22 protein-coding genes are annotated in these 25,703 nt (G+C 67.9%); 14 read left to right on the plus strand and 8 right to left on the minus strand.

Going from position 1 to position 25,703, the window contains the following annotated elements; all coding sequences use genetic code 11:
- The first annotated feature begins 21 nt into the window (after nt 1–21).
- On the plus strand, nt 22–1,386 hold the full coding sequence (locus DID98_RS05020; protein WP_124570358.1) for an LLM class flavin-dependent oxidoreductase: 1,365 nt from the start codon (nt 22–24) through the stop codon (nt 1,384–1,386).
- 2 nt (nt 1,387–1,388) lie between these two features.
- On the opposite strand, the gene DID98_RS05025 is transcribed toward DID98_RS05020, so the two are convergent.
- From DID98_RS05025 to DID98_RS05040, 4 genes are all read right to left on the minus strand, one after another.
- Nucleotides 1,389–2,588, minus strand: a complete 1,200-nt coding sequence (locus DID98_RS05025) for an LLM class flavin-dependent oxidoreductase (protein ID WP_124519740.1) — start codon at nt 2,586–2,588, stop codon at nt 1,389–1,391.
- A 112-nt stretch (nt 2,589–2,700) separates the two neighbouring features.
- Nucleotides 2,701–3,258, minus strand: coding sequence for a c-type cytochrome (locus tag DID98_RS05030; protein ID WP_124570359.1), 558 nt, complete (start codon nt 3,256–3,258; stop codon nt 2,701–2,703).
- Entirely contained in the window at nt 3,251–4,519 is a 1,269-nt protein-coding gene (gene soxC / locus DID98_RS05035) for a sulfite dehydrogenase (protein ID WP_124570360.1), read from the minus strand. The genes DID98_RS05030 and soxC overlap by 8 nt, the downstream gene beginning before the upstream one ends.
- 126 nt (nt 4,520–4,645) lie before the next feature.
- Nucleotides 4,646–5,830, minus strand: a complete 1,185-nt coding sequence (locus tag DID98_RS05040) for a porin (RefSeq protein ID WP_124570361.1) — start codon at nt 5,828–5,830, stop codon at nt 4,646–4,648.
- 478 nt (nt 5,831–6,308) lie between these two features.
- On the opposite strand from DID98_RS05040, the gene DID98_RS05045 reads away from it, so the two are divergent.
- Nucleotides 6,309–6,653, plus strand: coding sequence for a DUF3088 domain-containing protein (locus DID98_RS05045; RefSeq protein WP_044846516.1), 345 nt, complete (start codon nt 6,309–6,311; stop codon nt 6,651–6,653).
- Nucleotides 6,654–6,720: 67 nt separating this feature from the next.
- On the plus strand, nt 6,721–7,719 hold the full coding sequence (locus DID98_RS05050) for an ABC transporter substrate-binding protein (RefSeq protein ID WP_124570362.1): 999 nt from the start codon (nt 6,721–6,723) through the stop codon (nt 7,717–7,719).
- A gap of 234 nt (nt 7,720–7,953) precedes the next feature.
- On the opposite strand, the gene DID98_RS05055 is transcribed toward DID98_RS05050, so the two are convergent.
- Nucleotides 7,954–8,274 (minus strand): hypothetical protein, encoded by a 321-nt coding sequence (locus tag DID98_RS05055; RefSeq protein ID WP_044846518.1) that lies wholly within the window; start codon nt 8,272–8,274, stop codon nt 7,954–7,956.
- A gap of 303 nt (nt 8,275–8,577) precedes the next feature.
- Between DID98_RS05055 and DID98_RS05060 the strand changes: the two genes are divergently transcribed.
- Nucleotides 8,578–9,348: a class I SAM-dependent methyltransferase gene (locus DID98_RS05060; protein ID WP_124570363.1), complete on the plus strand. Its 771-nt coding sequence runs from the start codon at nt 8,578–8,580 to the stop codon at nt 9,346–9,348.
- A 53-nt stretch (nt 9,349–9,401) separates the two neighbouring features.
- Here the strand turns inward: DID98_RS05060 and DID98_RS05065 are convergent, their stop codons facing one another.
- On the minus strand, nt 9,402–10,523 hold the full coding sequence (locus DID98_RS05065; RefSeq protein WP_124570364.1) for a porin: 1,122 nt from the start codon (nt 10,521–10,523) through the stop codon (nt 9,402–9,404).
- A 92-nt stretch (nt 10,524–10,615) separates the two neighbouring features.
- A complete protein-coding gene (locus DID98_RS05070; protein ID WP_124570365.1) occupies nt 10,616–13,042 on the minus strand; it encodes a membrane-bound PQQ-dependent dehydrogenase, glucose/quinate/shikimate family in 2,427 nt (808 codons plus the stop codon).
- Nucleotides 13,043–13,526: 484 nt separating this feature from the next.
- Between DID98_RS05070 and ppsA the strand changes: the two genes are divergently transcribed.
- A complete protein-coding gene (ppsA, locus tag DID98_RS05075) occupies nt 13,527–15,938 on the plus strand; it encodes a phosphoenolpyruvate synthase (protein ID WP_124570366.1) in 2,412 nt (803 codons plus the stop codon).
- A 48-nt stretch (nt 15,939–15,986) separates the two neighbouring features.
- Here ppsA and phaZ read toward each other — a convergent pair whose 3' ends face one another.
- Nucleotides 15,987–17,201, minus strand: a complete 1,215-nt coding sequence (gene phaZ / locus DID98_RS05080) for a polyhydroxyalkanoate depolymerase (protein ID WP_124570429.1) — start codon at nt 17,199–17,201, stop codon at nt 15,987–15,989.
- A 145-nt stretch (nt 17,202–17,346) separates the two neighbouring features.
- On the opposite strand from phaZ, the gene DID98_RS05085 reads away from it, so the two are divergent.
- The 9 genes from DID98_RS05085 to DID98_RS05130 all read left to right on the plus strand — a co-directional run bounded on the left by DID98_RS05085 (nt 17,347) and on the right by DID98_RS05130 (nt 25,548).
- Nucleotides 17,347–17,880, plus strand: coding sequence for a flavodoxin (locus DID98_RS05085; RefSeq protein ID WP_124519750.1), 534 nt, complete (start codon nt 17,347–17,349; stop codon nt 17,878–17,880).
- Complete coding sequence (locus tag DID98_RS05090; protein WP_124570367.1) at nt 17,877–20,210, plus strand: FAD-dependent oxidoreductase; 2,334 nt, start codon at nt 17,877–17,879, stop codon at nt 20,208–20,210. Before DID98_RS05085 ends, DID98_RS05090 begins: the two co-directional genes overlap by 4 nt.
- A 168-nt stretch (nt 20,211–20,378) precedes the next feature.
- Nucleotides 20,379–20,792, plus strand: a complete 414-nt coding sequence (locus DID98_RS05095; RefSeq protein WP_124570368.1) for a hypothetical protein — start codon at nt 20,379–20,381, stop codon at nt 20,790–20,792.
- A 72-nt stretch (nt 20,793–20,864) separates the two neighbouring features.
- Nucleotides 20,865–21,515 (plus strand): BON domain-containing protein, encoded by a 651-nt coding sequence (locus DID98_RS05100; RefSeq protein WP_124528591.1) that lies wholly within the window; start codon nt 20,865–20,867, stop codon nt 21,513–21,515.
- Nucleotides 21,516–21,576: 61 nt separating this feature from the next.
- Nucleotides 21,577–22,026: a CBS domain-containing protein gene (locus tag DID98_RS05105; RefSeq protein WP_124519754.1), complete on the plus strand. Its 450-nt coding sequence runs from the start codon at nt 21,577–21,579 to the stop codon at nt 22,024–22,026.
- A 164-nt stretch (nt 22,027–22,190) separates the two neighbouring features.
- Complete coding sequence (locus DID98_RS05110) at nt 22,191–22,430, plus strand: hypothetical protein (protein ID WP_124519755.1); 240 nt, start codon at nt 22,191–22,193, stop codon at nt 22,428–22,430.
- 545 nt (nt 22,431–22,975) lie between these two features.
- Nucleotides 22,976–24,352 (plus strand): nicotinate phosphoribosyltransferase, encoded by a 1,377-nt coding sequence (locus DID98_RS05120; RefSeq protein WP_124570430.1) that lies wholly within the window; start codon nt 22,976–22,978, stop codon nt 24,350–24,352.
- Between the two features lie 66 nt (nt 24,353–24,418).
- Entirely contained in the window at nt 24,419–24,592 is a 174-nt protein-coding gene (locus DID98_RS36590) for a hypothetical protein (protein ID WP_185640826.1), read from the plus strand.
- Nucleotides 24,589–25,548: an acetyltransferase gene (locus DID98_RS05130; RefSeq protein WP_124519756.1), complete on the plus strand. Its 960-nt coding sequence runs from the start codon at nt 24,589–24,591 to the stop codon at nt 25,546–25,548. The genes DID98_RS36590 and DID98_RS05130 overlap by 4 nt, the downstream gene beginning before the upstream one ends.
- The last annotated feature ends 155 nt before the right edge of the window (nt 25,549–25,703 follow it).

A 25,703-nucleotide genomic window follows, 5' to 3' on the forward strand; every position in this document is an offset into this window, starting at 1 on the left:
CCACTTTCCGGGAGCTCCCCGATGACGACCCGCACCGGCCACCTGCACCTCGGCGCGTTCCTGTATCCGACCGGCCATCACATCGCCGCGTGGCGCCATCCCGGCTCGCAGGCGGACGCCGGTGTCGACTTTCGTCATTACGTGCGGCTCGCGCAGGCGGCCGAGGCCGCGAAGTTCGACCTCGTGTTCCTCGCGGACGGCGTCGGCACGCGCGGCGACGACGTCGAATTCCTGAGCCGCACCGCGCACAGCTACGTCGCGCAGTTCGAGCCGCTGACGCTGCTGTCGGCGCTCGCGGCCGTCACCGAACGCATCGGCCTCGTCGGCACCGCGTCGACGAGCTTCAACGAGCCGTTCCACATCGCGCGCAAGTTCGCGTCGCTCGACCACATCAGCGGCGGCCGCGCCGGATGGAACCTCGTCACGTCGTCGAGCGCGCACGAAGCGCGCAACTTCAACCGCGATGCGCATTTCGATCACGGCGAACGCTATGCGCGCGCGGAGGAATTCGCCGACGTCGTGCGCGGACTGTGGGACAGCTGGGACGACGACGCGTTCGTGCGCGACCGTGCCAGCGGCCGCTTCTTCGACCCGGACAAGCGCCACGTGCTCGCTCATCGCGGCCGCTTCTTCCGGGTGGACGGGCCGCTGAACGTGCCGCGCGCGCCGCAGGGGCAGCCGGTGATCGTGCAGGCCGGCTCGTCGGCGGCCGGCACGCGGCTGGCCGCGCGCACGGCCGAGGTGATCTTCACCGCGCAGCAGACGCTCGACGACGCGGTCGCGTTCTACGCGGACGTGAAGGGGCAGCTTGCCGCGTTCGGCCGCGACCCCGACACGCTGAAGATCATGCCCGGCGTCTTTCCGGTGGTCGGTCGCACCGAGAGCGTGGCGAAGGAGAAGTTCGACGCGCTGCAGGCGCTGATCGACCCGAAGGTCGGGCTCGCGCTCGTGTCGGGCCTGACCGGCGGCGTCGACCTGTCCGCCTATCCGCTCGACGGCCCGATCCCGCCGCTGCCGGAAACGAATGCGAGCAAGAGCCGGCAGACGCTGACGCTCGAGCTCGCGCGCCGCGAGAACCTGACGATCCGCGAGCTGTACCTGCGCATCGCGGGCGCGCGCGGTCACTGGCAGCTCGTCGGCACGCCGGAGCAGATCGTCGATGCGCTCGAGGAACGGTTCGTGCATTACGGCGCGGACGGCTACAACGTGATGGCGCCGACCCTGCCCGGCGGCCTCGACGATTTCATCGCGCTCGTGCTGCCCGAATTGCGTCGTCGCGGGCTGTTCCGCAGCGACTACGCCGGCAGCACGCTGCGCGATCATCTCGGATTGCGGCGCCCCGCGGCGCGGCGCGCGTCGGCCGTGCCCGGCGCGGCGGCGGCCTGAGTTCAGCGCCGCAGGCCGGCGTCGCGCAGCAGCGGCAGCACGCGTGCGCCGAAGAAGTCGAGATCCGGCCTGAAGTCGTAGAAGCTCAACTGGATGCCGTCGATGCCCGCGCGATGCAGCCGCAAGATGTAGTCGGCGACTTCCTCGGGCGAGCCCGTGATCGAGATGTTGCCGCCGATCGCACGCGCGGCCGCCTGCGCGCGTTGTTCGAAGCCGCCGCGCCACGCATGGGCGTCGCTGTCGAAGCGGTGGAAGCTGCCTTCGTCCGCATGCGCGACGATCGCGTCGCGGTACGCGCGCGCCTCGGCCGCCGTCTCGCGGCAGATCACGAGCGGATTGAGCAGCGTGCGGATCGTCCTGCCGCGCGCGGCGGCGGCCGCCTTCACGCGGGCCGTATGCGCGGGCAGCGCGTCCAGCGCGAGATCGACGTCCGGGCCGGCCGGGCTCGTGACGAACACGATGTCCGAATAGCGGGCCGCGAAATCGATGCCGGCGTCGGAGCCGGTCGCGTTGATCAGCAGTGGGCGGCCGTAGCGCGGCTTCGGCGTGACGAACGCGCCGGAGAGCCGCCAGCTCGACAGCGCGGGCGCATAGCTGAAGTTGTCCGGCTGGGCCCACAGCTGGCTGACCGCGTCGACGAACTCGGCGGCCATCTCGTAACGACGGTCGTGCTCGATCCGGTTCCAGCCGAACATCTCGTGTTCGATCGCGCGGTGGCCGGTCACGACGTTGATGCCCCAGCGTCCGCGCGAGATGTGATCGAGCGTCGCCGTGAACTTCGCGAAATGCAGCGGATGCCACGGCCCGTAGAGCACGTGGCTCGTCGCGACGAGGATGATCCGTTCGGTGCGCGCGGTGAGCGCCGCGAGCGTCATGAACGAGTCGAGCGCCTGGCCGTCGAACACGCCGCCGTAGCCGCCTTTCGGCAACCACTGCGACAGCGCGAACACGAGATCGAAGCCGAGCGCCTCGGCGCGCGCGACCAGGTCGGCGTTGTAGTCGAACGTCCAGTCGGTCGAGCGCGGCAGCGTCGAGGCGCTCCAGCCGCCGGCCTGGATCGGCAGGAACAGCCCGAGCATCAGCGGCTGCGCGAGCACGCGCGACGCGGGGCTGTCGGGGAAATCGGCCGGCGAACGGACGTCGACGAACGGCGACGCCACGAGCGGCGCGTCGGCCCGAGCGGCGGCGGATGTGTCGGTCAAGGTAGGCTCCTCCCTGCGCGGCGCGCTGGCGCCGAACGAAAAAATCCCGCACGCGATGCCGGCAGTCTTGCCGGGCCGTTCTGCGTCATGCCGGCCGGTGGATCGCGTCGCGTCACAGTCGTCCCGGCCGCGGGTCGGGCACGAAGCCGTCGCGGTTCGGCATCCTGACTCGCGGCAGCGTGCGCGCGTCGAGTGTCGTGTCGTCCGGCACGATGCCGTTCAGGTGCAGCACGTAGGCCGTGACCGCATAGACTTCGTCCGCGCTCAGCGACTGCGGCGCGTTGTACGGCATCGCGCGGCGGATGTAGTCGAACAGCGTCGTCGCATACGGCCAGTAGCTGCCGACCGTTTTTTTCGGCTTCGCGCCGGCCAGCGAGCCGAGGCCGCCGACGAGTGGATCGCCGACGCCGCCCTGGCCGCCGGCGCCGTGGCACATTGCGCACTTGTCGGCGAACACGTGCGCGCCGCGCGCGACCGTGCCCGCGCCGGGCGGCAGGCCGCCGCCGTCGGGCGCGACGTCGATGTCCCATGCGGCGAGCGCCGCGCGGTCGACCGGCTGACCGAGGCCGAAGCCGGCACCGAACGCGGGTAGCGCAGACAACGCGAGCGCGCCGAGCGCGCCCGACACGGCCGCGCACGACGCGAGCCGACGCACGATCGTGTTACGCATTGCGCACCTCCCCGTCCGCGCCGACGCGCCAGTTCTGGATGCCGTTGTAGTGGTATTGGGAATTGACGCCGCGTGCGGCGACGAGCGCGTCGCGGGTCGGCTGCACGTAGCCCGTTTCGTCGGTCGCGCGGCTTTGCAGGTCGGCGGGCTCGCCGTTCCAGACCCAGTCGGCTTCGAAGCGCGTCAGCGCGCGATCGCGCACGTCGCCCGCGAGCCGCGCGGCGCGCCAGCTGCGGCCGCCGTCGGTCGAGACGTCGACCGCGCGCACCCGGCCGCGCCCCGACCACGCATAGCCGCTGATCGGATAGTAGCCGTGCGATGCGAGCCGGTGGCCGGCCGACGGGCGCGTGATCACCGATTTCGCGTCCATCTCGAACACGAACTGGCGGGCGCAGCCGTTCGGCAGCAGGCTCGTGTATTTCGACGTTTCCTCGCGCGTCATCTCCGGCGCGCGCACGAGCTTCAGCCGCCGCAGCCACTTGATGTTCGTGTTGCCTTCGAAGCCCGGCACGATCAGCCGCACCGGGTAGCCGTTCTCGGGGCGCAGCCGCTCGCCGTTCTGCGCATAGACGACGAGCGCGCGCTCGAGAATCCGGTCGAGCGGCAGGCTGCGCGTCATCGCCGCGCCGTCCGCGCCTTCGGCGAGCAGCCACTGCGCGGCCGGATCGACACCCGTTTCGTCGAGCAGCGTCGACAGCCGCACGCCCGTCCATTCGCAGCACGACAGCAGCCCGTGCGTGAACTGGACGGGCAGGCCGCTCGGGCCGTTCCATTCGCTGCCGGTATTGCCCGAGCATTCGAGGAAGTGGATCCGCGATTCGGACGGAAAGCGCAGCAGGTCGTCGAGCGTGAAGCTGCGCGGCTCGCGCACGAGGCCGTGCACGACGACGCGGTGGCGTTGTGCATCGATCTCGGGCACGCCCGCGTGATGGCGCTCGTAGACGAGGCCGTTCGGCGTGATGTCGCCGAACAGGTCGGCGAGCGGCGTCATCGACGAGCCGGAGCCGGGCAGCGCCGGCGTGCGCGCGCTGCGACGGATGACGTCGCGTTCGTGCGCGCCCGGCAGGCCATACGGTGGCGACAGCAGCGGTGCGCCGGGCGTGCGCGTCCACGGCGGCACGTCCAGCGGTGCGAGCGGGGCGAGCGGCTGGCCCGCGAGCGCGCCGCCGGCCGGCAGCATCGCGGCGGCCCAGCCGCCGGCGAGCTGGCGCAGCGCCGCGCGTCGGCCGGCGCGGCGTGGGCGGGAAGGAGAGTCGGTCATGAGAGAAGCCGTGCCGCGCGCGGGCGCGGCAGCATCCGGAAAAACGGACATTCTCGGCAACCGGGCGCGACGCGGCAAACAACGATTCCCGCTTTGCTTATCGCGCCGCGCCGGCTGCGCGAACGCTCAGAACTTCACGCGCAGCCCGCTGACGAACGCGAGCTGCCGATTCGTCGACGATGCGCTGCCGATGTTCGAGATCGCCGCGATCCGGCGATAGCCACCGGACGTCGCGGTGCTCGCATCGCCCGCGGCCAGCTGGTAGATGCCGGACAGGTAAATGTCGGTGCGCTTCGACAACGCATAGTCGAACCCGAGCGTGAACTGGTGCCAGCGCGGCTTCAGCGTCTGGCCGCCGGTGCCCGGCAAGCCGCTCGCGCGTCCGTCGGTGAACGTGTAGACGCCGATCAGCGTCGCCGCCGGCGTGATCTGGTAGCGCCCGTTCACGTCGTAGTTGTTGAACTTGCGCGACGAGCCGTCGACATAGTCGAGCTGCGTGTGGCTCCACGCGAAGCCGAGGGTCGCGCGGCCGAGCGCGTAGTTCGCGCCCGCGACGCCGATCTGCTGCTTGCGCACGCCGCCGTTCAGCCCGTAGAAGAACGCGCCGCTGTAGTCGTTGCCGGTCGTCGTGGTCGCGCCGCCCACCGCGCCGCTCGTGTTCGACGTCGCGTTCGGGTGGTTGAGCCGCACGTAGCCGGCGCCCGCCGACAGCGGGCCGTTCACGTAGTTCGCCGACACGCCCCATGCGCTGTTGTTCGAGAAGCCGGTGCCCGCGCCGCCGTTGGCCTGGTTGCTGAACGCGTACAGCACGTCGGCGGTGAAACCGGCGATCGTCGCGCTGCGGAACTTCACCGCGTTGTTGATCCGGAAGCTCTGGTTCAGGTTGTCGTTGTCGCCGACATGGGTGGCCGGCGACCAGAAACCGGACCCCGCGTACTGCGCGACGAGATCGGTGATCGGCTCGTACTGGCGGCCGAACGTCAGCGTGCCGAGGTCGGCCTTGCTCAGGCCCACGTACGCGGAGCGGCCGAACAGGCGGCCGCCCTGGCCGAGCCCGCCGTCGCTCGGCCGGAAGCCGCTTTCGAGCGTGAACACGGCCGCCAGGCCGCCGCCGAGATCCTCGTTGCCTTTCAGGCCCCAGCGGCTGCCGCTCAGCTTGCCGCTCGTCTGCTGGATGTTGCTCGCGCCGCCCTGGCTGTTCGTATAGGCAAAGCCGGCGTCGACGACGCCGTACAGCGTGACGGAACTCTGCGCATGCGCGCCGATGGAACCGATCGAAACCAAACCCAGGACTACCGACTTCTTGATCATGAATAACCTCTTTTTTATGGGTGAATCTGCGAGGATCACGATGCTATTGACGTCGGTCCGGTCGACGAACGTTCGATCCGTGGTTTGCAATTCGCTGCGCGAGCGAATTGCAATGCGTGCCGCTGCACGCTCGACGCGTGCGCCGCGATCGCGTCCGGCGCGCGTGCTGCAGCGGACGTATCGGCATGGATGGCGAACATCGCGCGACGGCCATGCGCGGTCGTGCGCATATCGATCGATGAAATCGTTGGATATCGCGACGAGATCCGTTCGGACGACGATGTTTTTATGCAACGCGGCTCTGTGAGACGCGCGGCCGATGCGGTAGGCACACCTGCATATCGATTCCGCAAAACGTTGGTAGGGCCGCGCGATGCAAGGCAGTAGAGTCGGGCATCCGGCCGCGAGCCGGCCAGCGCCGGGCGCAGCGCACGCAGCGTGCAGCCCGGTTGAACCACGAATATGGGAGCCGTGTGAAATGAGTCGGGATGTGTTGTTTCTGCTGGAACCGGGCTTTGCCGATCCGAAGTATCCGGGCCGACACTTCGTCTGTCCTCACGGACTGGCGATCGAAGGCCTGCTTGCGAGCGCGCCCGAGCGGGCCGGCCGCCTCGACGTGCGCCGGGTCGGTTTCGAACGGCCGCGGCACGCGGTGATCGACGTGCTCGACGACGCGCATCAAGGCCTGCCGGTGCTCGTGCTCGGTAGCGCGCAACCGGCGCCGGACGACGCTCAAGCGCTCGGCACGACGCGCTTCGTCACCGACCCGCGCCGCATCCTCGATCTGCTGGCCGAGCGCCACGGTTTTCCTTCGCTGCATTGACGCACGTCGGCCGTCGCGCACGACGGCTTCCTTTTTCCCTTTACCGTTCAATCGACAGGAGTATCCGATGGCGTCAACTTCGGCGGCACGCCGCCGCCTGCTGCTCGCCGGCGCCGCGATCGCGGCGGGCCCCGTGGTCGCGCGGGTCGCGTTCGCCGCGCCGAGCGTCAACGCCGATCTTGCCGGCACCACGCTGCGCGTCGCGACCTACAAGGGCGGCTGGCGCGCGCTGCTGCAGGCGGCCGGCCTGAGCGACACGCCGTACCGGATCGAGTGGCGCGAGCTCAACAACGGCGTGCTGCACATCGAGGCGCTGAACGCGGATGCGCTCGACATCGGCTCGGGCAGCGAGATTCCCGCGGTGTTCGCCGCACGCCAGAAGGCCAGCGTCCGGTTCATCTCGCGTACGCAGGAGGATCTGAACAACCAGGTCACGCTCGCGCGCAAGGACACGCCGATCCTCGGCATCGCGGACCTGAAGGGCAAGCGCGTCGGCTATGTGCGCGCGACGACGTCGCACTATTTCCTGTACCGGCAGCTCGCGGAGGCCGGCCTCGGTTTCGACGACATCCATCCGATCAACCTGTCGCCGGCCGACGGGTTGTCCGCGTACGACCGCGGCGACCTCGACGCGTGGGCGATCTACGGCTACAACGGCCAGCTCGCGCGCAACCGTTACGGGGCGCGCGTGCTGAAGACGGGCAAGGGCTATCTGTCCGGCAATTTCCCGATCTATGCGAACCCGCGCACGCTGGACGACCCGCGCCGGCGCGCGGCCACCGGCGATCTGCTGCTGCGGTTCCAGCGCGCGTATGCGTGGGCGAACGGGCATTTCGGCGCGTATGCGCGCGCGCAGAACGGCGAAACGCGCGTGCCGGTTGCCGATCTCGAGGCGATGTTCGCGCAGCGCAGCGACGACTACGCACTGCTGCCCGTCACGCCTGACGTGATCGCGCAGCATCAACGAGTCGCGGACGTATTCGCGCGAATCGGCGTGCTGGATGGGCCGGCGAACGTCGCGCCGTTCTGGGATACGTCGTTCAACGCGCTGGTGGCGTCGGCGTGATGCGCGACCGGCGCTTCAAACGCCGGTAGGTGATGCGCGGGCGCGGCAAGGGCGAATCCGCCGTGGCGTGAGATCGCATGGTCGGCCGCCTGCGCGGCGAACGGCCAGTCGTCGTGCGTGCAGTTGCGCGGCTGGCGGATCCCGACGCTCGTGCCGCGACAGGGCCGGGCAGGCGCCGAAGCGGGCGCGCCCGGCGCGAATCCGGCCCGCGCGGACCGAATCAGGACACGTCGCTCAGGCGAACGTCGTCGCGACCATGATGCCGAACACCAGGCCGAGCGCGATGCCGGTCAGCCGGCCGTAGATCGACGCGCGCACATTGTCGTCCAGCTCGAACGGCGAGCGCTTGTGCTTCCATACGGTGCTGAATGCCACCGGGCGGGTCAGCAGCACGGTGCACGCGATCAGCACCGGCGTCGCGACGAGCATCGCGATGCGCGGCCCGGTCCAGTCGACGCCATGCATCATCAGCGAAACGAGCACGGCGAGCGGCACCTCGACGCACAGGCCGAGCAGCGAGCCGCCGACGAAGGAGTCTCCTGGTGATTGGAACATGGTCGGTCCGTCCGTTCGAATGAAAGCCGCGCCCGTTTTCGCGCCGCTGAAAATGGTGACCGCGGTCCTTGCTGAAGCCCGTGGTCGATCGTGTGGCCGGATGTTAAGGCAAATTGTCGACCGGATGTCGGCTATTCAAGCTATTTAACAAATGTTCGCCGGAAACCGGGTATCGTGCGCGGATCGGGACGATTCGCCGCGGTAGCCGTCGGCCACGCCGTTCCGGCAGACGGCGCCGGGGCGCCGGGGCGACGTGACCGAGCGGGTGGCGCGTACGCCTGAAGCCAACCAGGGGACTGCAACATGATTGACATTCCGGCCAACCATCCGGCGACGATCGCCTGCAAGGTGTGCGGCGCCGACGCGGACATCTGCGGCGTGGTCGATTTTTCGCGCTGCGGCGCCGACATGATCGCCGGGAAAAAGGTCGATCCGTTCGTGGGCGTGCCGATCTACTACTACGCGTGCCGGCAATGCGGATTCACGTGTACGCCGGCCTTCGACCGCTGGACGCACGACGATTTTGCGCGTCACGTGTACAACGACGACTACGCGCGCCACGATCCGGAGTATCTCGAGCATCGTCCGCAGCAGCACGCCGACCTGATCTGCACGAGCTTTCCGTCGATGCGCGAGACCCGCATTCTCGATTTCGGCTCGGGGCTCGGGCTGCTGGAAAAGAAGTTGTCCGCGCGCGGCTTCGCGGATGTGACTTCGTATGATCCATTCAGCCATCCCGACGCGCCGCAGGGGCAGTTCGATTCGATCCTGTCGTTCGAGGTCTTCGAGCATCATCCGGATCCTCGAAGCCTGTTCGCCGACATCATCCGCTACCGGGCGCCTGCCGGCGCACTGCTGTTCCAGACGTCCCTGATCACGCCGGAGATCCTGGCGCGCGGGATCGAGCAATGGTGGTACTGCGTGCCTCGCAACGGGCATATTTCGTTCTATACGAGCCAGGCGCTGACGCTGCTGGCGACGCGGCATGGGCTTGAATTCGGCTCGTTCAGCCCGGAGCTGCACGTGGTGTTCGATCGCGCGGCGGCGCCGGGGTGGCTTGCGAAATTCTTTTAGTGAAAGGGGCGCGTCGCGTCGATCGCGACATCGGCCGCGGACGTGCGCTTCTTCTAGAAGCGATCGATCACGCCGAACTGGATACCGCGCACCGACGCACCCGGCCACGAAGGCGTGAGGCCGGTCACGTTCACGCCTCTCAGCGTGTAGGTGGCCTGGCCGCGGTTGTGAAGCCACGCGGCACTCGCATAGACCAGCACCCGCTTCGACACATCGTATTCACACGCCGCGCTGAACTGGTCGGCATCGTTGTCGCGGCCCGACCGGTCGCGCAGCCACGTATAACCCAGCGACGCGCGAAAACGCGCGTTCACCGCGTAGCGTGCGGAAGCCGACACGCCGTCGCCGTGATATCGCGGCGTTCCGCCGTCGCCATTGAAGTACGACAGGAAGGCCGTCACCGGGCCGAACGCATAGGACACGCCGCCGAGGTTGGCGCGCAGTGCGCCGCTGCCGTGGGTTTGCTGGTGTGCGTACGAAATGCGCAGCGGGCCGTCATGCCAGGCGAACGTCTCGATGTGGCCTGCCAGCCCGTTGCCGTCACCGTCCTTCGCGTCGCGCAACGACGCCATGATCGTGGTCGAAAAGCCGTGCACCTCGGGGGACAGATACGTGATCGCATTGCTTTCGTACGGCGTGATTTTCGACAGATTGTTCAGCCCCGACGCGATCGTGCCGGCCCCGAACGCATCGAGCTGCCCCTTGAACGGGATGTAGATCGGCGAATACTGACGGCCGACCCGCACCGTGCCGTAGCGTGAGCTCACGCCGATCCAGGCCTGGCGGTTGAACAACGTGTTGGCGGCGGCCAGGGTGCCGTCCGCCGAGCCGAAGCCGTTCTCGAGATCGAACAGGATCTTCACGCCGTTGCCGATATCCTCCGCGCCGCGCACGCCGATGCGCGAGCCGCGATACGCGCCGGAATCCATCCGGGCGACGTAACCCGCGCCGGGGTTCGTGATCTCGATGCTCGTGTCGATCGTGCCGTACAGCGTCACGCTGCTTTGCGCGTGGGCCGCCGACGCGTGTGCGGCAATGGCCGTTGCGGCCGCACCGATGCGCAGTGCGAAACGTGTGACGGCCGCCGGCCGGCGCGATCGGCGGCGTCCCGGCGTGAGGTCGTGATTTCGGATGCGGGAAGCGGGAAAGGAACGATTCATGGACAACGGTAGCATGCAGTCAAGACAGTGAGGTGACGCGCTGAATGCGGGATGGTGCGGCAACCCTCGCCGCCCCGTCCCGCACGCGATCCGGTCGATTCCGGCGCTTACTTGCTGTCGGGCAGGGCGTAAGCCACCACGTAGTCGCCCCGATCGGGCGACTGGCGCGCGCCGCCTGCCGAGATGACGATGTACTGCTTGCCGCCGATTGTATAGCTCATCGGCGTGCCCTGGCTCCCCACCGGCAACCGTGCCTTCCACAGTTCCTTGCCCGTCGAGCTGTCGAACGCGCGCAGGTAGTAGTCCTGCGTTGCGGCGAAGAACACGAGACCGCCGCCGGTCGTCAGCGAGCCGCCGATGGTGGGCATGCCGATCGGTGACGGCATGTTCATCTGCACGCCGTGAAGGCGCGTGTCCTTCACGGTACCGAGCGGGACTTGCCATGCGATGCGGCGGGTTTTCAGGTCGACCGCGGTGAGGCTGCCGAACGGCGGCTTCTGGCACGGGATGCCGATCGGCGAGAGGAAGCGGTCCTTCAGCACCGAGTACGGCGTGCCGCCGAGCGGCACGGCACCCATGCCCGCGTTCACCGATTCGTTGCCGTCGGAGGCGCCGCCGCGGTTCTTCTCCTGCTCCAGATGGACCCAGAGGCCCAGGCGCATGTCGTTCACGTAGATCATGTCCGCGTTCGGATCGTACGACAGGCCGCCCCAGTTCATGCCGCCGAGCGAACCCGGGAAGCTGAGCGAGCGATCGGTGTCCGGCGCGGTGAAGAGGCCGTCGTAGCGCATGCCGCGGAAGATCACGCGGCACATCAGCTGGTCGATCGGCGTGACGCCCCACATGTCCGAATCCTTGAGCACGTCGGCGCCGATCTGCGGCATGCCGACGGACAGCGGCTGGGTCTTCGAATACGGCTCGTTCGGAATCGACGCGGTCTTGACCGGATGTTCGACGACCTGCGTCAGCGGCTTGCCGGTCACGCGGTCGAGCACGAACAGCTGGCCCATCTTGGTGCCGACGATCAGCGCCGGCACGCGCTTGCCGCCTTCCGCGGGGAACTCGATCAGCGTCGGCTGCATCGGCACGTCGTAGTCCCAGAGGTCGTGGTGGACCGTCTGGAAGTGCCACTTTTCCGCGCCCGTCGTGGCGTCGAGCGCGAGGAGGGACGCGCCGTATTTCTCGTCGAGCGCGGTGCGCTTCACGCCCCACAGGTCGATCGCCGCGTTGCCCACCGGCATGTAGATCGTGTTCGACGTCGCATCGTAGGTCATCGGCGCCCACACGTTCGGCGTCGAGCGCACGAAGGTCTTGCCTTGCGCCGGCTGCGCGTGATCGTCCGGATTGCCCGGATCGAATGCCCACTTCATCTTGCCGGTCATCACGTCGAAGCCGCGGATCACGCCGCCGGGCATGTCGAGCGACACGTTGTCGGCGACACGGCCGCCCGTGACCACCGTCGTGCCCGCGACCGTCGGCGGGGACGTGAGCTGGTACAACGGGCTCTTCGCGTTACCGAGGCCGGCCTTCAGGTCGACGATGCCGTGATCGCCGAAGCCGTCGCACGGCTTGCCGGTGTCCGCATCGAGCGCGACGAGCTTCGCGTCGATCGTGTTCATGAAAATGCGGCGGCGGCACACGGCCGGATCCCCGGACGCGGCGACCGGCAGGACCGGCGTCGATCCGGCGACGGTCGGCTGCACGAGCGGCTTGTCCGCATCGAAGTACGCGAGGCCGCGGCAGCGCACCCAGACCGTCGTCTTGGTCGGGAACGCATGGCGCCACTTCTCCGTGCCCGTCGCCGCATCCACGGCGATCACGGTGTTGTGCGGCGAGCACAGGAACAGCGTCTTGCCGACCTGCAGCGGGGTTTGCTGATCCTCCGAGCCGCCGCCGTCCGGGCTGAGCGGCGTGTCGCCGGTGCGGAACGTCCACGCGACCTGCAGGTGCTTCACCGTGTCGCGATCGATCTGCGCGTAGCGCGTGAAGCGGTCGCCGCCGTCCGAGTGACCGTAGGCCGTCCAGTCGTCGGTGCCTGCATTGCCGGCCGCCGGCACGGGCGTCTCGGTGCCGAACGTGCCGTGCGGCACGAACATGCCGTAGACGAATGCGCCGTTGCAGGCGAGCAGGAGTGCGGCGATGCCCCATGCCATGCCGCGTGCGGGTGCCTTGCCTTCGGCACGGCGCAGCAGCGGCCAGGCCGGCGCGAGCAGCATGCCGATCATCGAGAACATGAAGATCCGCGCGTTGAGCGGCCAGAACGCGAAGCCGACTTCCCACACGGCCCACAGCGCCGTGGCGATCAGCATCACGAGGTAGATCGCGACCGCACTGGCGCGGCGCCGGGCGAGCTGGACGCCGGTCGCACACAGGGCGAGCCCGGCCAGCAGGTAGTACGCGCTCCCGCCACGGGCGACGAGCATGCCGCCGCCGATGACGAAATAAAGGCCGAGGAGCAGCGAGACCGCGCCCGCGGCGGTCAGGCCGATGCGGGTGGAAGCACGAATCGGCTCTGCAGGGGATTGCTTGGACATGAGTGTCTTCTTATCCGTTTGCGCCGGGCTGCATCGAAAGGCGGGAAGAGGGCGCCGTGGGTGGCCCCGTTCGAACACGTGGAGAAGGCGCCGCACGGCATGCATGCGCGGGCTTCGCAGGTCCTGATCGTGCAGCCTGGTTAGCTGTAGAAATTAACCAAGCGGTGCATTTTAATGGCGAACCGGAGATTTTGCTCGCCCATTTTTTCGTCGATTCTTGTTCGATTGGTTGAAAGTGTGTTGCAGATTAGTGCGACGGGCGATCGAACGGAAACCCGGTCGATTTCTTGCAGCAAGTGAACGAACCGCAGCGGGGGGAAGCCGCCCCGGGCGAAGTTGGGGGCGATGCAGCGCCGTTCTTGATGCAGGTCACGGGAGACGCCGACGCGCCGAGCCACGATGAACGTGTTCGGCCGACCGCGCCGGCCACTGCCGGCCCGCGCCTGTCGCTCGCGGCTCGGCCGCGACCATCGGAGGGCTCGTCATGGATCACGGAAAATCACACATCGTCTGGTTCGACGATCTGCGACGCGGCGACGTGGCGCGCGTCGGCGGCAAGAATGCGTCGTTGGGCGAACTGATCGCCAACCTGTCCGCACGGGGCGTGAGCGTGCCACCCGGGTTCGCTTCGACCGCGGATGCGTACTGGCGCTTCATCGATGCGAACGGGTTGAGGCAGGCCATCGGCAGCACGCTCGAAGCGTTCGGCGCACGCAAGATGTCGCTTGCCGAGGCCGGTGCGTCGATCCGGCAGGCGATCCTCCACGGAGACTGGCCCGACGACATCGCCGACGCGATCCGGGACGCGTATCGGCAACTGTGCCGCGAGGCCGGCAGCGACGACGTCGATGTCGCCGTCCGGTCGAGCGCGACCGCCGAGGATCTTCCCGACGCGAGCTTCGCGGGTCAGCAGGAAACCTACCTGAACGTGCGCGGCGAGCATGCGTTGCTCGCGGCTTGCCGACGGTGCTATGCGTCGCTGTTTACCGACCGGGCGATCGCCTACCGCGAAGAAAAGGGTTTCGATCATTTGCGCGTCGCGCTGTCGATCGGCGTGCAGCGGATGGTGCGTTCGGACCTCGGCGCGGCCGGCGTGATGTTTTCGCTCGACACGGAAACAGGATTCGACAAGGTGGTGCTGATCAACGCGGCGTGGGGGCTTGGCGAGAATGTCGTGCAGGGCACCGTGGATCCCGACGAATATGAGGTGTTCAAACCGTTGCTCGGCGATCCGGCGTGCACGCCCGTCATCGGCAAGACGCTCGGCGGCAAGGCACGCAAGCTGATCTATGCGCGCGACGAGCATGCACCGACCCGCAACGTGCCGACCTCGAAAGCCGAGCGTGCCACCTTCGTGCTGGCGGACCGCGACATCCTGGCGCTTGCGAACTGGGCCTGCGCGATCGAGGCGCACTATGGCCAGCCGATGGACATCGAGTGGGCAAAGGACGGCGTAAGCGGAGAACTGTTCGTCGTGCAGGCACGTCCCGAAACGGTGCAGTCCCGGCGCGAGGCCAGCGCCATCAAGACCTATCGACTTGGTCGGGCCGGCCGCAAGCTGCTCACCGGCGTCAGTGTCGGCGAGGCGATCGCGGTCGGCAGCGTATGTGTGATCGACAGTCCGCGCGACATGGGGCGATTCGTCGATGGCGCGGTACTGGTGACGCGCACGACGGATCCGGACTGGGTGCCGGTGATGCGCCGCGCCGCGGCGATCGTCACCGATCATGGCGGCCGCACGTCGCATGCCGCGATCGTGAGCCGCGAACTGGGATTGCCGGCCATCGTCGGCACCGGCAATGCGACCCGCATGCTGCACGATCAGCAGGAAGTGACGGTATCGTGCGCGGAGGGCGAGGCCGGGTTCGTGTACGAAGGCATCGCGCAATACGACGTGGAGGCGATCGACCTGACCGACCTGCCGGCTACCCGTACGCAGGTCATGCTGAACCTCGCGAATCCGGCCGCGGCGTTCAGGTGGTGGCGACTGCCTGCCGACGGCGTCGGGCTCGCGCGCATGGAGTTCGTGATCAGCAACCATATCAAGGTTCACCCGATGGCGCTGGCCCACTACGATGCGCTCACGGACGCGCATGCGAAGCGCGCGATCGCTGCCCTGACGGCGGGCTATGACGACCCGTCGAACTATTTCGTCGACCGGCTGGCGCATGGCCTTGCGCGTATCGCGGCGGTCTGTCATCCCGCGCCGGTGATCGTCCGCATGAGCGACTTCAAGACGAATGAGTACGCTCATCTGGTCGGCGGCGCGCAGTTCGAACCGCGGGAAGAAAACCCGATGCTCGGCTTTCGCGGTGCGTCGCGCTACTATTCGCCGCGCTATCGTGCCGGATTCGCGCTCGAATGCCGGGCCATCGCGCGGCTGCGAAACGACATGGGATTCAGGAACGTGGTCGTGATGATCCCGTTCTGCCGGACGCTCGACGAGGCGGACCGCGTGCTCGAGGTGATGGCCGCCAACGGCCTGAAGCGTGGCGATGACGGATTGCAGATCTATGTGATGTGCGAAATCCCGTCGAACGTCATCCTCGCGAGCCAGTTTGCGCAGCGCTTCGACGGCTTTTCGATCGGAAGCAACGATCTGACCCAACTGACGCTTGGCGTGGACCGCGATTCGGCGGAACTGGCCGGGTTGTTCGACGAACAGAACGCCGCCGTGAAGTGGATGATCGCCCGCGTGATCGAGTCGGCCCGCAACGCGGGAGCGAAGGTCGGCCTGTGCGGCCAGGCGCCGAGCGATCATCCGGCGTTCGCCGATTTTCTCGTGGCGTGCGGCATCGACTCGGTTTCCGTCAGCCCCGACAGCTTCATCGCGGTCAAGCGTCGCGTGGCCGCTGCGGAGCGCGCTGCGCCCGGCGAGCGTGCGGCGCCGGAATGAACGGGGTCGGATGGGCACACGACGGTCCCGCACCGGGTTGAAGGCGCATCACGCCGCGCACGAGCGCGGCCAGCCGCGTTCGGCCCGGACGAACGCCGCTTGCAGTACCGGATGCACGTCGGCGTGCCAGTGATCGCCGGTAAAGAGCCCGTAGTGGTCGCAATCGTCGATGTCGACGCGTTGCCGGGCATCCGCCGCGAGGCCGCTGCACATGGCCAGCGCGGCATGGGTCTGGCCGGCACCGGTGACGGCATCGCACTTGCCTTCGACGGTCAGCAACACGATCGAGCGCAGCGCGGCGGGCTCGACCCGCTGGCCGTGAACGTGCCACATCCGGTTTGCCAGGCAAGCCCGCTGGAACACGATGTCGACTGTATCGAGGAAATACTCGGCGGGCATGTCGAGGAGCGTCAGGTACTCGCGCAGTGCGCGGCGTGCGGTTGCGAGTGCGTCGGCGTCGTCGCTCGACACCGCTCGTCGATAGCGATCGACCAGCGCCATGTAGCGTTGCGGGTAGGTGACCGCGATCTCGGCGCGCTGCAGATAGGCCGGAAATACCTGCCGCCCGTATCCGGCGAAGCCGTGCGGCACCGTATCGATCAGCGTGGCGCGACACCAGTCGAGAGAATGCGACCGGGCCGCGGTGCCGAGCGCACTCGGATTGATGCGGGCATCGAGCGGGCCGCCGATCAACGTCAGGCTCGCCGGCAGCGCGGCGTCGCGTTGCGCGCGCAGCGCGATGGCACCGAGCGACGGAAACGTCGCCTGACAGACGGCGACGACGTGCACCGGCCGGGCGTCCGCAAGCAGGGTATCGACGAAGCGGTCGAGCATCGACACGTACTCGTCGAGGCCGAATCGGCCCGCGTCGCACGGCACGTCGCGCGCATCGGTCCAGTTGGTGATGCAGACGTCGCCGTCGGCCAGCAGGGTCTCGACCGTCTCGCGCATCATCACGGCCGCATGGCCGGCCAGCGGCACGCAGAGCAGGATCACGCGTTGTGCACCGGCGTGCGAGAAGCGGCGCAGCGTGCAAAACGGCGTGTGCGAGACGATCGTTTCGTCGACGTCGATGCGACGGCCGTCCACGTCGATCGAATCGATGGCGAACCGTGGTGCCTCGGCATGCAGGTCGAGCAGGGGTTCGAAAAGGTCGGCGTAGCACGCCGCCGCGGCATCGGGCCAAAGACCGCACGTGAACCGCGCCGCCGCGCCCCACGTTCGCAACCATTGCCGTTGCCGTTCGATCAGGTCATACCACATGGCGGATGGGCGGAAAATCGCGGGAAAGTTGGACAAGCCTACTGTCGCCGGATTGTGCCGCGACGGGTTGACCTGCATCAGTGTCGCCCCGATCGCCGGTGCATAAGCTGGTCCATGGATCCCGGACGGATGCACGGAGTGGGCCATGGACACGTCTCGACGCATGCTCGTCGTCTTCTACTCGCGCAGTGAAACGACGGCGGCGGTTGCGCACCGGCTTGCCGCCGAGCTTGGCGCGGATTGCGAACGGCTGCGGGAAGCCGACGATCGGCGGCGGACGGGGGCCGTCGGCTTCCTGCGTTCGCTCGCGGACGTGATCCGCGATCGTGCCGCGGACCTTCGGCCAACAGCCTGTTCGCCGTCCGCATACGATGTGGTCGTGCTAGGTACGCCGGTCTGGGCGGGCCGTGCATCGACGCCGATTTCGACCTGGCTCGCGCGGCACGGGAGCGAACTGCGCGCGACCGCATTCTTTTGCACGATGGGCCTGCGCGGCGACATCACTGCATTCGGGCAGATGCAGGCGCTGGCGCGGCAAAGGCCGATCGCGACGTGCGCGATTTCGGGGCGCGATATCGGTCGCGGCCTGGCCGCTCGGAAGCTCGCCCGTTTCGCGCGTTCGATCGCCCGCCGGCTTGCCTCCGGCGAACGGCACATGCGCGCGGAGCGGGCAACGTGACGGCGCAGTCCGGGGCCAGGCGCGACTACGATCATGTGCTGGTCGGCGGCGGCATTGCCAGCGTGTCCGCGGCGCATACGTTGCGGCGCGAAGATCCGTCCGCGCGCATCGCGATCCTGTGCGGCGAACACGTGCTGCCGTATCAGAGACAGCCGCTGACAAAGGAATTTCTCGCAGGAAACCTCACCCCGGCGGCAATCGCGATACACCCGGCGGGGTTCTACGAGATGCGCAGGATCGATCTGCTCCTAGGGGCGAGGGGCGCGTCGGTCGACTGCGGCGCGCATGTCGTCAGGCTGGAGGATGGCACCGCGATACACTACGGCAAGCTGCTGATCGCGACCGGTGCGTCGCCACGCCGTCTGGCGGTGCCGGGGGCGACGCTGGCGGGCATCGGTCACCTTCACGACCTCGACGACGCGCTCGTGCTTCGCGACAACGCCGCCCGGCGACGACGCCTGCTCGTCGTGGGCGGAGGCTTCACGGGTTTCGAGGCGGCGGCCACGCTGCGCGGGCGCGGTCTGGAGGTCACGCTCGTCGAGCGCTGCGAGCGGCTGTTGCCGCAGCTGAATTCCGTTCGGCTATCCGATCACTTTGCCGGGTTGTGTGCGACGCGCGGCGTCGACGTTCGAACCGGAACGACGGTGGAGCGCTTCATCGGAGAGCATTCGATCGAGGCGGCCGTGCTCACCGACGGCAGCGTCATCGAATGCGACCTCGTCGTGATTGCCGTGGGCGTCGAGCCAAACTGCGGGTTTCTCGCGGGCAGTGGCATCGCGACAGTGGATGGCGTGCTTGTCGACGAATGCCTGCAATCGTCGGATCCGGACGTCCATGCGGCCGGCGACGTCGCGCGGTTTCGCGATCCGGTATTCGGCGTGCAGAGGCGTATCGAGCACTGGGACAACGCGGTGCGTCAGGGGCGCCTGGCCGCCAGGAACATGCGCGGTGCGCGCTTGCCCTATCGGGATGTATCGATTTTCTACGGAAGTGTATTCGACGTACCGTACAACTTCCTCGGCAACGCTGCTGATGCGACCGAAGTCGTCGAGCAGGGCCGATTCCCGCATGCTCCGTACTCGTTGCTCTATCTGAGACATCATGTCCTGCGTGCGATGTTCTCGATCGGTGTCCGCGCGGATGAAATGACCGCCGCCGAGGAGACGATACGCCATCGGGTCAATCTCGGCGCGCAAGTCGAGGCCGTGACGCACGACGTATCGCGGCTGTGCGAACTCCCCGCGCAAACGGTCTTGATCCTGCAGGGTGGCGGTGCGCTCGGCGCATTCGAAAGCGGAGCGATCGCCGCGCTCGAGTCGCGGGGCGTCCGTCCGGACGTGATCGCGGCCGTGTCGATCGGCGCGTTCAACGGCGCGATCGCAGCGAGCCATCCGGGGCATGCGGCCGAAGCACTCGACGCATTCTGGCGCGAGCTGTCGATCAGGAGTCCGGTGGGCGTGCCGTCGTCCGCCTATGCGGGACATGCGTTGCTCGCGTGGCATATCGCGCTGTTCGGCGTTCCGAATTTCCTTCGGCCGCACTGGTGGCCTGACGGGATTCCGCCGTCCGGCTTTGCTACGTGGTGGACGAGCTGCTATGACACGCAGCCGATGCTCGCGCTACTGCGCCGCCATGTCGATTTCGACGCCCTGGCGGGCAGCGCGACGCGCCTGCTGCTTGGAGCCGTGGACGTGGAAAGCGGGGAGCGGCGCATCTTCGACAGCTATGTCGATCGCATCACGCCCGAGCACCTGCTCGCCAGCGGTAGCCTGCCGCCCGCGATGCCGTGGACGCGCATCGACGGCCGCGCTTACTGGGACGGCGGCATCATCAGCAACTCGCCGCTCGATCTCGTGATCGAACGGTGCGGGCGGATAGCAGGGCGCGTGTTTGTTGTCGATTTGTTTTCAGGGTCGCGCCCGTTGCCATCGAACCTGATCGAGGTCATGCTGCGGCGCGACGAGATCGTCTATGCCGATCGGGTTCGTAACGACCTGCGGTTCGAGGAAAACGAGAACGACTTTCGCGATCTCGTCGAACGTATAACCTGCCAGCTTGATCCCGAAACGGCGGCCCGCATGCGACAACTCCCGGAATACATCCGACTCATGGGGAGTCGTGCGCCCGTACGGGTCTTCAGGATCGCGCTGAATGGCCACGCCGGAGCCACGGACACTTTCGCGCGCGACTTCGATTTTTCCGATACATCGATTGCAGCGCTGTTCGAACTCGGCCGCCGCGCGGCGCTCGCAGTGCTCGCGTCCAACGCGGCGGAACCGCTCGGGGGCGCAGCCGGCCGGCCTGGTGGAGCGAGGCCACCAACGCCTTGAACGCTTCCCACTCCACGGCGGGGAACGTTTCGATCGCTCGCGTCTGCCGGATGACCTGCATCAAGAACGCTTGCCCGGCAGGAGCGGATATTGACGTTCTCGCATGTCGACCGCGATCGACATGTCCCGTGCCTTCAGCGTCTTCACGTTCATGATCCGGACACCATCATGCCCGCCTTGTTTACGAACACGTCGAATCGCCAGATCATTTCCCGTTCCGAAGCATCGGCGCTGCGCTTGTCGGCTGCCGCGCATCGCCAGCATCACCCGATCGACGCCGGCGGCGACTGGCTGCTGAGTCCCCACGAAATCGCGATCCTGATGGTGCTCGCCAGCGAGCCGCGGCGCCAGCAGGGCGACCCCGCCGACCTGCGCTGCCTCGCCGATCGCGGTCTCGTTCGACTGGATGCGGCATCGCTTGCCGAGGCGCCCGCCCGCCTGTCGCCCGACGGGCGCCGGATGGTATCGCGACTCGCCAGGCGCGATCGCGCCTGGCAGGGGCGCAACGTCGACGTAAGGACCGGGTTTCGTGCGATCGCAGCGGAGACATCGGTCGCGATCGCTCACCACGCCGCGCGCTGACCTGTATCAATTCCACGCGGTGCAGCGGGAATTACCGTTGTTTTCATCGATTGCGGACAGGAGTCGATGGCCATGAAAAGCGACAGCGCGCTGAAGAAGGACGTCGAGCAGGAACTCGAGTGGGACCCGTCGATCGATGCGGTGCGCATCGGCGTCGAAGTGCACGAACGCATCGTGACGTTGACTGGGCACGTCGCCAGCTATCTGGAAAAGGTCGCGGTGCGCAAGGCCGTCGAGCGTATCGAAGGCGTGCGCGGCATCGTGCTGGAACTCGAGGTGCAAACGGACGACGGCAAGCATCGCTCGGACGAGGACGTCGCCATTGCAGCGCGCTCGCTCCTGATGTGGGATGCGGGGCTTGGCGAGCAGGCCGTGCACGTGACGGTCGAGAACGGGTGCGTGACGCTGTCGGGCGAGGTGATGTGGAGCTACCAGATGCAGGAGGCGGAGCGGGCCGTCGAGCGGCTGCGCGGCGTCACCCGGATCATCAACGAGATCCACGTCCGGCCGCATCCGACGCAATCCGACATCGCGGGCAAGATCCAGGCGGCCTTGATTCGGCATGCAACGGAAGAGGCCGCACACGTCGGCATTACCGTCCAGGACGGTTGCGTGACGTTGACGGGCCAGGTGGGCTCGCTGGGCGAACGGCGGCTTGCCTTCCATGCCGCGTGGTCGGCGCCGGGCGTGCGCAACGTGGTCGATCAGCTTACGGTTGCATGATGGTTCGGGCGGCGGCGGACATCGATCGATGGTCCGCCTCGCCCCGGCCGGGAGAACGAACATGAATGCCGCGATGCTCTGTACCCGCGATGTTGCCATGTGTTCGGCACGAGCAACCGTCGTCGAGGCGGCGGAAATGATGCGCGGCGCGCACGCCGGCGATCTGATCGTCGTGCGCGAACAGGAGGGGCGATGCGTGCCGGTCGGTGTCGTGACCGATCGCGACATCGTGCTGACGGTCGTCAGCCCCGATGCGCAGGCCGGCTCGCTGTTCGTCGGTGACATCATGTCGGCGCCCGTCGCGACCGCGAACGTCGACGACGACATCTGGCTGCTCGCGAAGCGGATGCGCCAGCATGGCGTCCGTCGATTGCCGGTCGTCGGCGGAGACGGCGAACTGGTCGGCATTGTCTCGCTCGACGATCTGCTGCGCGCGGCCGCGGCGCTGCTCGACGAGTTGCGGCTCGTGGCGGCCCGCCAGCCGTATTTCGAGGAGAAGCAGCGTGGCTGATCCGGCCGGTTCCGGCTTCCGTCGCGCCGCGCATCGCGCAGCGGCGGTCTCGATGCCGGTGCGATGCGCCCTTCGGGCGCGCGCGAACGCCATCGCGGCTCGCGGCGTGGCGCGACCGATGAGGGAAGCAGCTTGCGCTCGCACGGCAAGGAAAGGGGGTAATCATGACGATTTCCGGTGAATTGAACGAAGCGGACTGGACTGTGGAGATCGAAACGGTTGGCGTCGAGTCCGGCGGGTACCGCTGCCGTGTCCACGTGACGGTTCGCTCACCCGACTGCAAGTGCGAGCATGTCTTCCCGCATCACCGCGTATTCGCGACCGAGCGCGAGGCAGCGCTGGAGGGACTGCGAAGCGGAATGACATGGGTCGAAATGAAGAAATCGGACACGTTCACGTACTGACGGACGGTGTTGCTCACCGTCGTCTGCACCGCATGCGCATCGGCAAGCACGGCGACACGAACCCTGCGCGCGCGGCATGACCTGGCGCCTGCGAATGCCGCGTCGCCGGCGTCCCGCCGGGCCGCGGGCATGCGTTGATCCCGGTCAAGGCCGCGGGGCACGGCCTCAATACGATGGATCGCATCTCCGCGAAGAATGACGACCATGAACAGGCTCAGACGCGCAAGCCGCGTGCTTGTGCCGTGCGCGGCCGCATGTTGCGTGCCGACGCAGCCGGCACATGCGCAGCATGCACGCCATGTTCCCCGCCAGGATTTCCACGGGCGGGACTTTCGCCATTTCGCGCCGAGGGAGCGTACGCGGTGACAGCGCGGTCGAGGACCCGCGCGGATACTATCCGTATGTCGCGTCGTGCAATGGCGTGTGGACCGCGGTCCCGGCGAGTCCGGGACCCGCGCCGCAATGACGGAAGCGACGCTGCTCCAGATCGCAGCGGCCGGGTACCGGTTGCACGATTGCGCGCGAGCGACGCGGGAGGGCGCATGATGAACGGATCCTGGCCGGACGCTGGCATCGACGACGCGCTGCTGACGGATTGGTATGAACTGACGATGATGCAGGCCGCGTTCGATGCCGGAATGAACGACATGGCCAGCTTCGAGTTCTTCGTACGGGCGCTGCCCGAGCAGCGGGCATTCCTGATGGCGGCGGGACTGGAGCTCGTCCTCGACTATCTGGAGGGCCTGCGCTTTACGGCCGCCGGCCTTGAGCGACTGGCCGCGACCGGGCGCTTGCGAGCCGATTTCCTCGCGTCGCTCGCCGGCTTGCGCTTTACCGGTACGGTCGACGCGATGCCGGAAGGCACGGTGTTTTTCGCCGACGAACCGATCCTGCGGATCACGGCGCCGCTTCGCGAGGCGCAGTTCGTCGAGAGCCGCGTGATGAACCTGCTCCATTACGCGACGCTGGTTGCAAGCAAGGCCGCACGCGCCACGCTCGTCGCGCATGGCAGGTTGCTGGTCGATTTCGGCCTGCGGCGCGCGCATGGCGCGGAGGCGGCGATGCTGTCCGCGCGGGCCAGCTACCTGGCAGGATTCTCCGGCACGGCGACCCTGCTCGCCGGCTTGCGCTACGACATTCCCGTGTACGGCACGATGGCGCATTCATACGTCCAGGCGCACGACGACGAAGCGCTCGCGTTCGAGCATTTCGCCCGATCGCAGCCGGATAACGCGGTGCTGCTGATCGATACGTACGATACGGAGCACGCGGCGCACAAGGTCGTCGAACTGGCGCGGCGGCTTGCGCTCGACAACGTGCGCATCAAGGGCGTCCGGATCGACAGCGGCGATCTGGCGGCGCACGCGCGCAACGTGCGCGCGATTTTCGACCATGGCGGCCTGACGGACGCGACGATCTTCGCGAGCGGCAATCTCGATGAAATCCGGCTGCGGGAACTCGTCCGGCAGCACGCGCCGATCGACGGTTTCGGAATCGGCACGCGGATGAGCACGTCGGCGGACGCACCGTGTCTCGACTGCGCGTACAAGCTCGTCGAGTATGCGGGCCGGGCGCGCTGCAAACGTTCGGAGGGCAAGGCCACGCTGCCCGGCCGCAAGCAGGTGTTCCGGCAATACGGCCCGGATGGGCGAATCGCCGCCGACAGCCTCGGACTCGACGGCGAGCGCATCGACGGAACGCCGCTGTTGCGGCCCGTCATGATCGGAGGGGCGCGACTCGCGGCCCCCACGCTCGGCGAGAGCCGCATTCACGCAATGCGCGAACTGTCCACGCTGCCCGATCCGATGCGTGCACTGGCGCCCGTCATGCCGCTGCAGCCGGCGATTTCTCCGGCGCTGGCGGCACTGGTCGCGCACGAGAATGCCCGGCCGGACACGCACGCGGGGCAGCAAGCGGCATGAACGATGCACGCATCCCGGCCGGCCGCGCGCCATCGCTTCTGTTGCGAGGAGGTGTGCGCGCGTCTCGTGTTCGCCGTCCTCGAACGGACGTTCCTCGTGCGCGGCGAGCGTGACGCCGAGACGGGCCGCGATCCGTTCGCCGAAGGCGCGACACGAGGCGAAGGCAAACGGGCTGAAAGGGAGTCGTTCCATGGCATGGCTACCTCGATTCATGCAGTTATCGCGCGGCGCGAATCATGACGCGCTTTGACGTGTTCAACGGTGATGCGGACGGCATCTGTTCGCTTCAGCAACTGCGGCTCGAGATGCCGGCCGAGTCGGTGCTCGTGACGGGTCCCAAGCGCGACATCGCGCTGCTCGCGCGCGTGCCGGCCGCCCGAGGCGACATCGTCACCGTCCTGGACATTTCTCTCGACGTGAACCGCGCGGCACTCGACGCGCTGCTGGCGCGCGGGGTCGACATCGACTATTTCGATCACCACATGGCCGCCGCCGTGCCCGCTCATCCGCACCTTCGCACGCATATCGACACGGCGCCGGATACCTGTACGAGCGTCATCGTCGACCGATACCTGGCGGGCCGGCAGCGACTCTGGGCGGTGGTCGGTGCCTATGGCGACAATCTCGTCGGCGTGGCCGGCAGGCTCGCCGCCGCCTGCGGCCTGACGGATGCCGATGCCTACCGTCTGCAGGTGCTCGGCGAATCCGTCAACTACAACGGCTACGGCGATTGCCCGGACGACCTCTTCATGCCGCCGCCGGCCGTGTATGCGGCGGTGCGGCAATATGCGAACCCGCTCGAGTTCGCTAGGTCGCCCCTCGCGCGGCGGCTCGACGCCAACCGGCGACGCGATATCGCGCTTGCGGAGCGACAGCGCGCGAACATCGCGCTGCCGGGGGCGGACGTCTATATCCTCCCCGACACGCGCTGGGCGCGTCGCGTGCGCGGCGTTTTCGCCAATCGGCTCGCGCGTGGTGACGCGGCACGCGCTCACGCGGTGCTGACGTTGTCGGCCTCGGGTGGGTACACCGTCAGCGTTCGCGCGCCGGTCGCCGCACCGTACGGCGCAGATCGTCTTTGTCGCGCATTTCCGGAGGGCGGCGGCCGGGAAGGGGCGGCCGGCATCAACCGGCTCGCGCCGGAGCGCCTCGACGCGTTCGTCGAGGCGCTCGCGAACGCATACCCCGCCGCGTGAGCCGACGCAGGCGCGCTCGTCGGTGTGGTACGGCGTGGCCGGAACGGGTGTCATCGGGATGCTCCTGACCGGTGGCCGTTGCGCGGCAGGACTCGCTGCGATCGTGGCGCCGGGCAATGCAGGGCGGTTGACGCAGGTCAAGCCCGCCGGCCGCC

Origin of the sequence: Burkholderia sp. Bp8984 (assembly GCF_003853755.1) — a bacterium.
In the GTDB taxonomy this organism is placed as follows: domain Bacteria; phylum Pseudomonadota; class Gammaproteobacteria; order Burkholderiales; family Burkholderiaceae; genus Burkholderia.

Bases quoted from the DNA above. Each gene is read 5' to 3' on its own strand.
- ppsA (WP_124570366.1), top strand. From the start codon at position 13,527: ATGGATCACGGAAAATCACACATCGTCTGGTTCGACGATCTGCGACGC.
- DID98_RS05110 (WP_124519755.1), top strand. From the start codon at position 22,191: ATGACGATTTCCGGTGAATTGAACGAAGCGGACTGGACTGTGGAGATC.
- DID98_RS05065 (WP_124570364.1), bottom strand. From the start codon at position 10,523: ATGCTACCGTTGTCCATGAATCGTTCCTTTCCCGCTTCCCGCATCCGA.
- DID98_RS05020 (WP_124570358.1), top strand. From the start codon at position 22: ATGACGACCCGCACCGGCCACCTGCACCTCGGCGCGTTCCTGTATCCG.
- DID98_RS05105 (WP_124519754.1), top strand. From the start codon at position 21,577: ATGAATGCCGCGATGCTCTGTACCCGCGATGTTGCCATGTGTTCGGCA.
- DID98_RS05055 (WP_044846518.1), bottom strand. From the start codon at position 8,274: ATGTTCCAATCACCAGGAGACTCCTTCGTCGGCGGCTCGCTGCTCGGC.
- DID98_RS05040 (WP_124570361.1), bottom strand. From the start codon at position 5,830: ATGATCAAGAAGTCGGTAGTCCTGGGTTTGGTTTCGATCGGTTCCATC.
- DID98_RS05045 (WP_044846516.1), top strand. From the start codon at position 6,309: ATGAGTCGGGATGTGTTGTTTCTGCTGGAACCGGGCTTTGCCGATCCG.
- DID98_RS05120 (WP_124570430.1), top strand. From the start codon at position 22,976: ATGAACGGATCCTGGCCGGACGCTGGCATCGACGACGCGCTGCTGACG.
- DID98_RS05050 (WP_124570362.1), top strand. From the start codon at position 6,721: ATGGCGTCAACTTCGGCGGCACGCCGCCGCCTGCTGCTCGCCGGCGCC.
- soxC (WP_124570360.1), bottom strand. From the start codon at position 4,519: ATGACCGACTCTCCTTCCCGCCCACGCCGCGCCGGCCGACGCGCGGCG.
- phaZ (WP_124570429.1), bottom strand. From the start codon at position 17,201: ATGTGGTATGACCTGATCGAACGGCAACGGCAATGGTTGCGAACGTGG.
- DID98_RS05095 (WP_124570368.1), top strand. From the start codon at position 20,379: ATGCCCGCCTTGTTTACGAACACGTCGAATCGCCAGATCATTTCCCGT.
- DID98_RS05100 (WP_124528591.1), top strand. From the start codon at position 20,865: ATGAAAAGCGACAGCGCGCTGAAGAAGGACGTCGAGCAGGAACTCGAG.
- DID98_RS05030 (WP_124570359.1), bottom strand. From the start codon at position 3,258: ATGCGTAACACGATCGTGCGTCGGCTCGCGTCGTGCGCGGCCGTGTCG.
- DID98_RS05070 (WP_124570365.1), bottom strand. From the start codon at position 13,042: ATGTCCAAGCAATCCCCTGCAGAGCCGATTCGTGCTTCCACCCGCATC.
- DID98_RS05060 (WP_124570363.1), top strand. From the start codon at position 8,578: ATGATTGACATTCCGGCCAACCATCCGGCGACGATCGCCTGCAAGGTG.
- DID98_RS05085 (WP_124519750.1), top strand. From the start codon at position 17,347: ATGGACACGTCTCGACGCATGCTCGTCGTCTTCTACTCGCGCAGTGAA.
- DID98_RS05130 (WP_124519756.1), top strand. From the start codon at position 24,589: ATGACGCGCTTTGACGTGTTCAACGGTGATGCGGACGGCATCTGTTCG.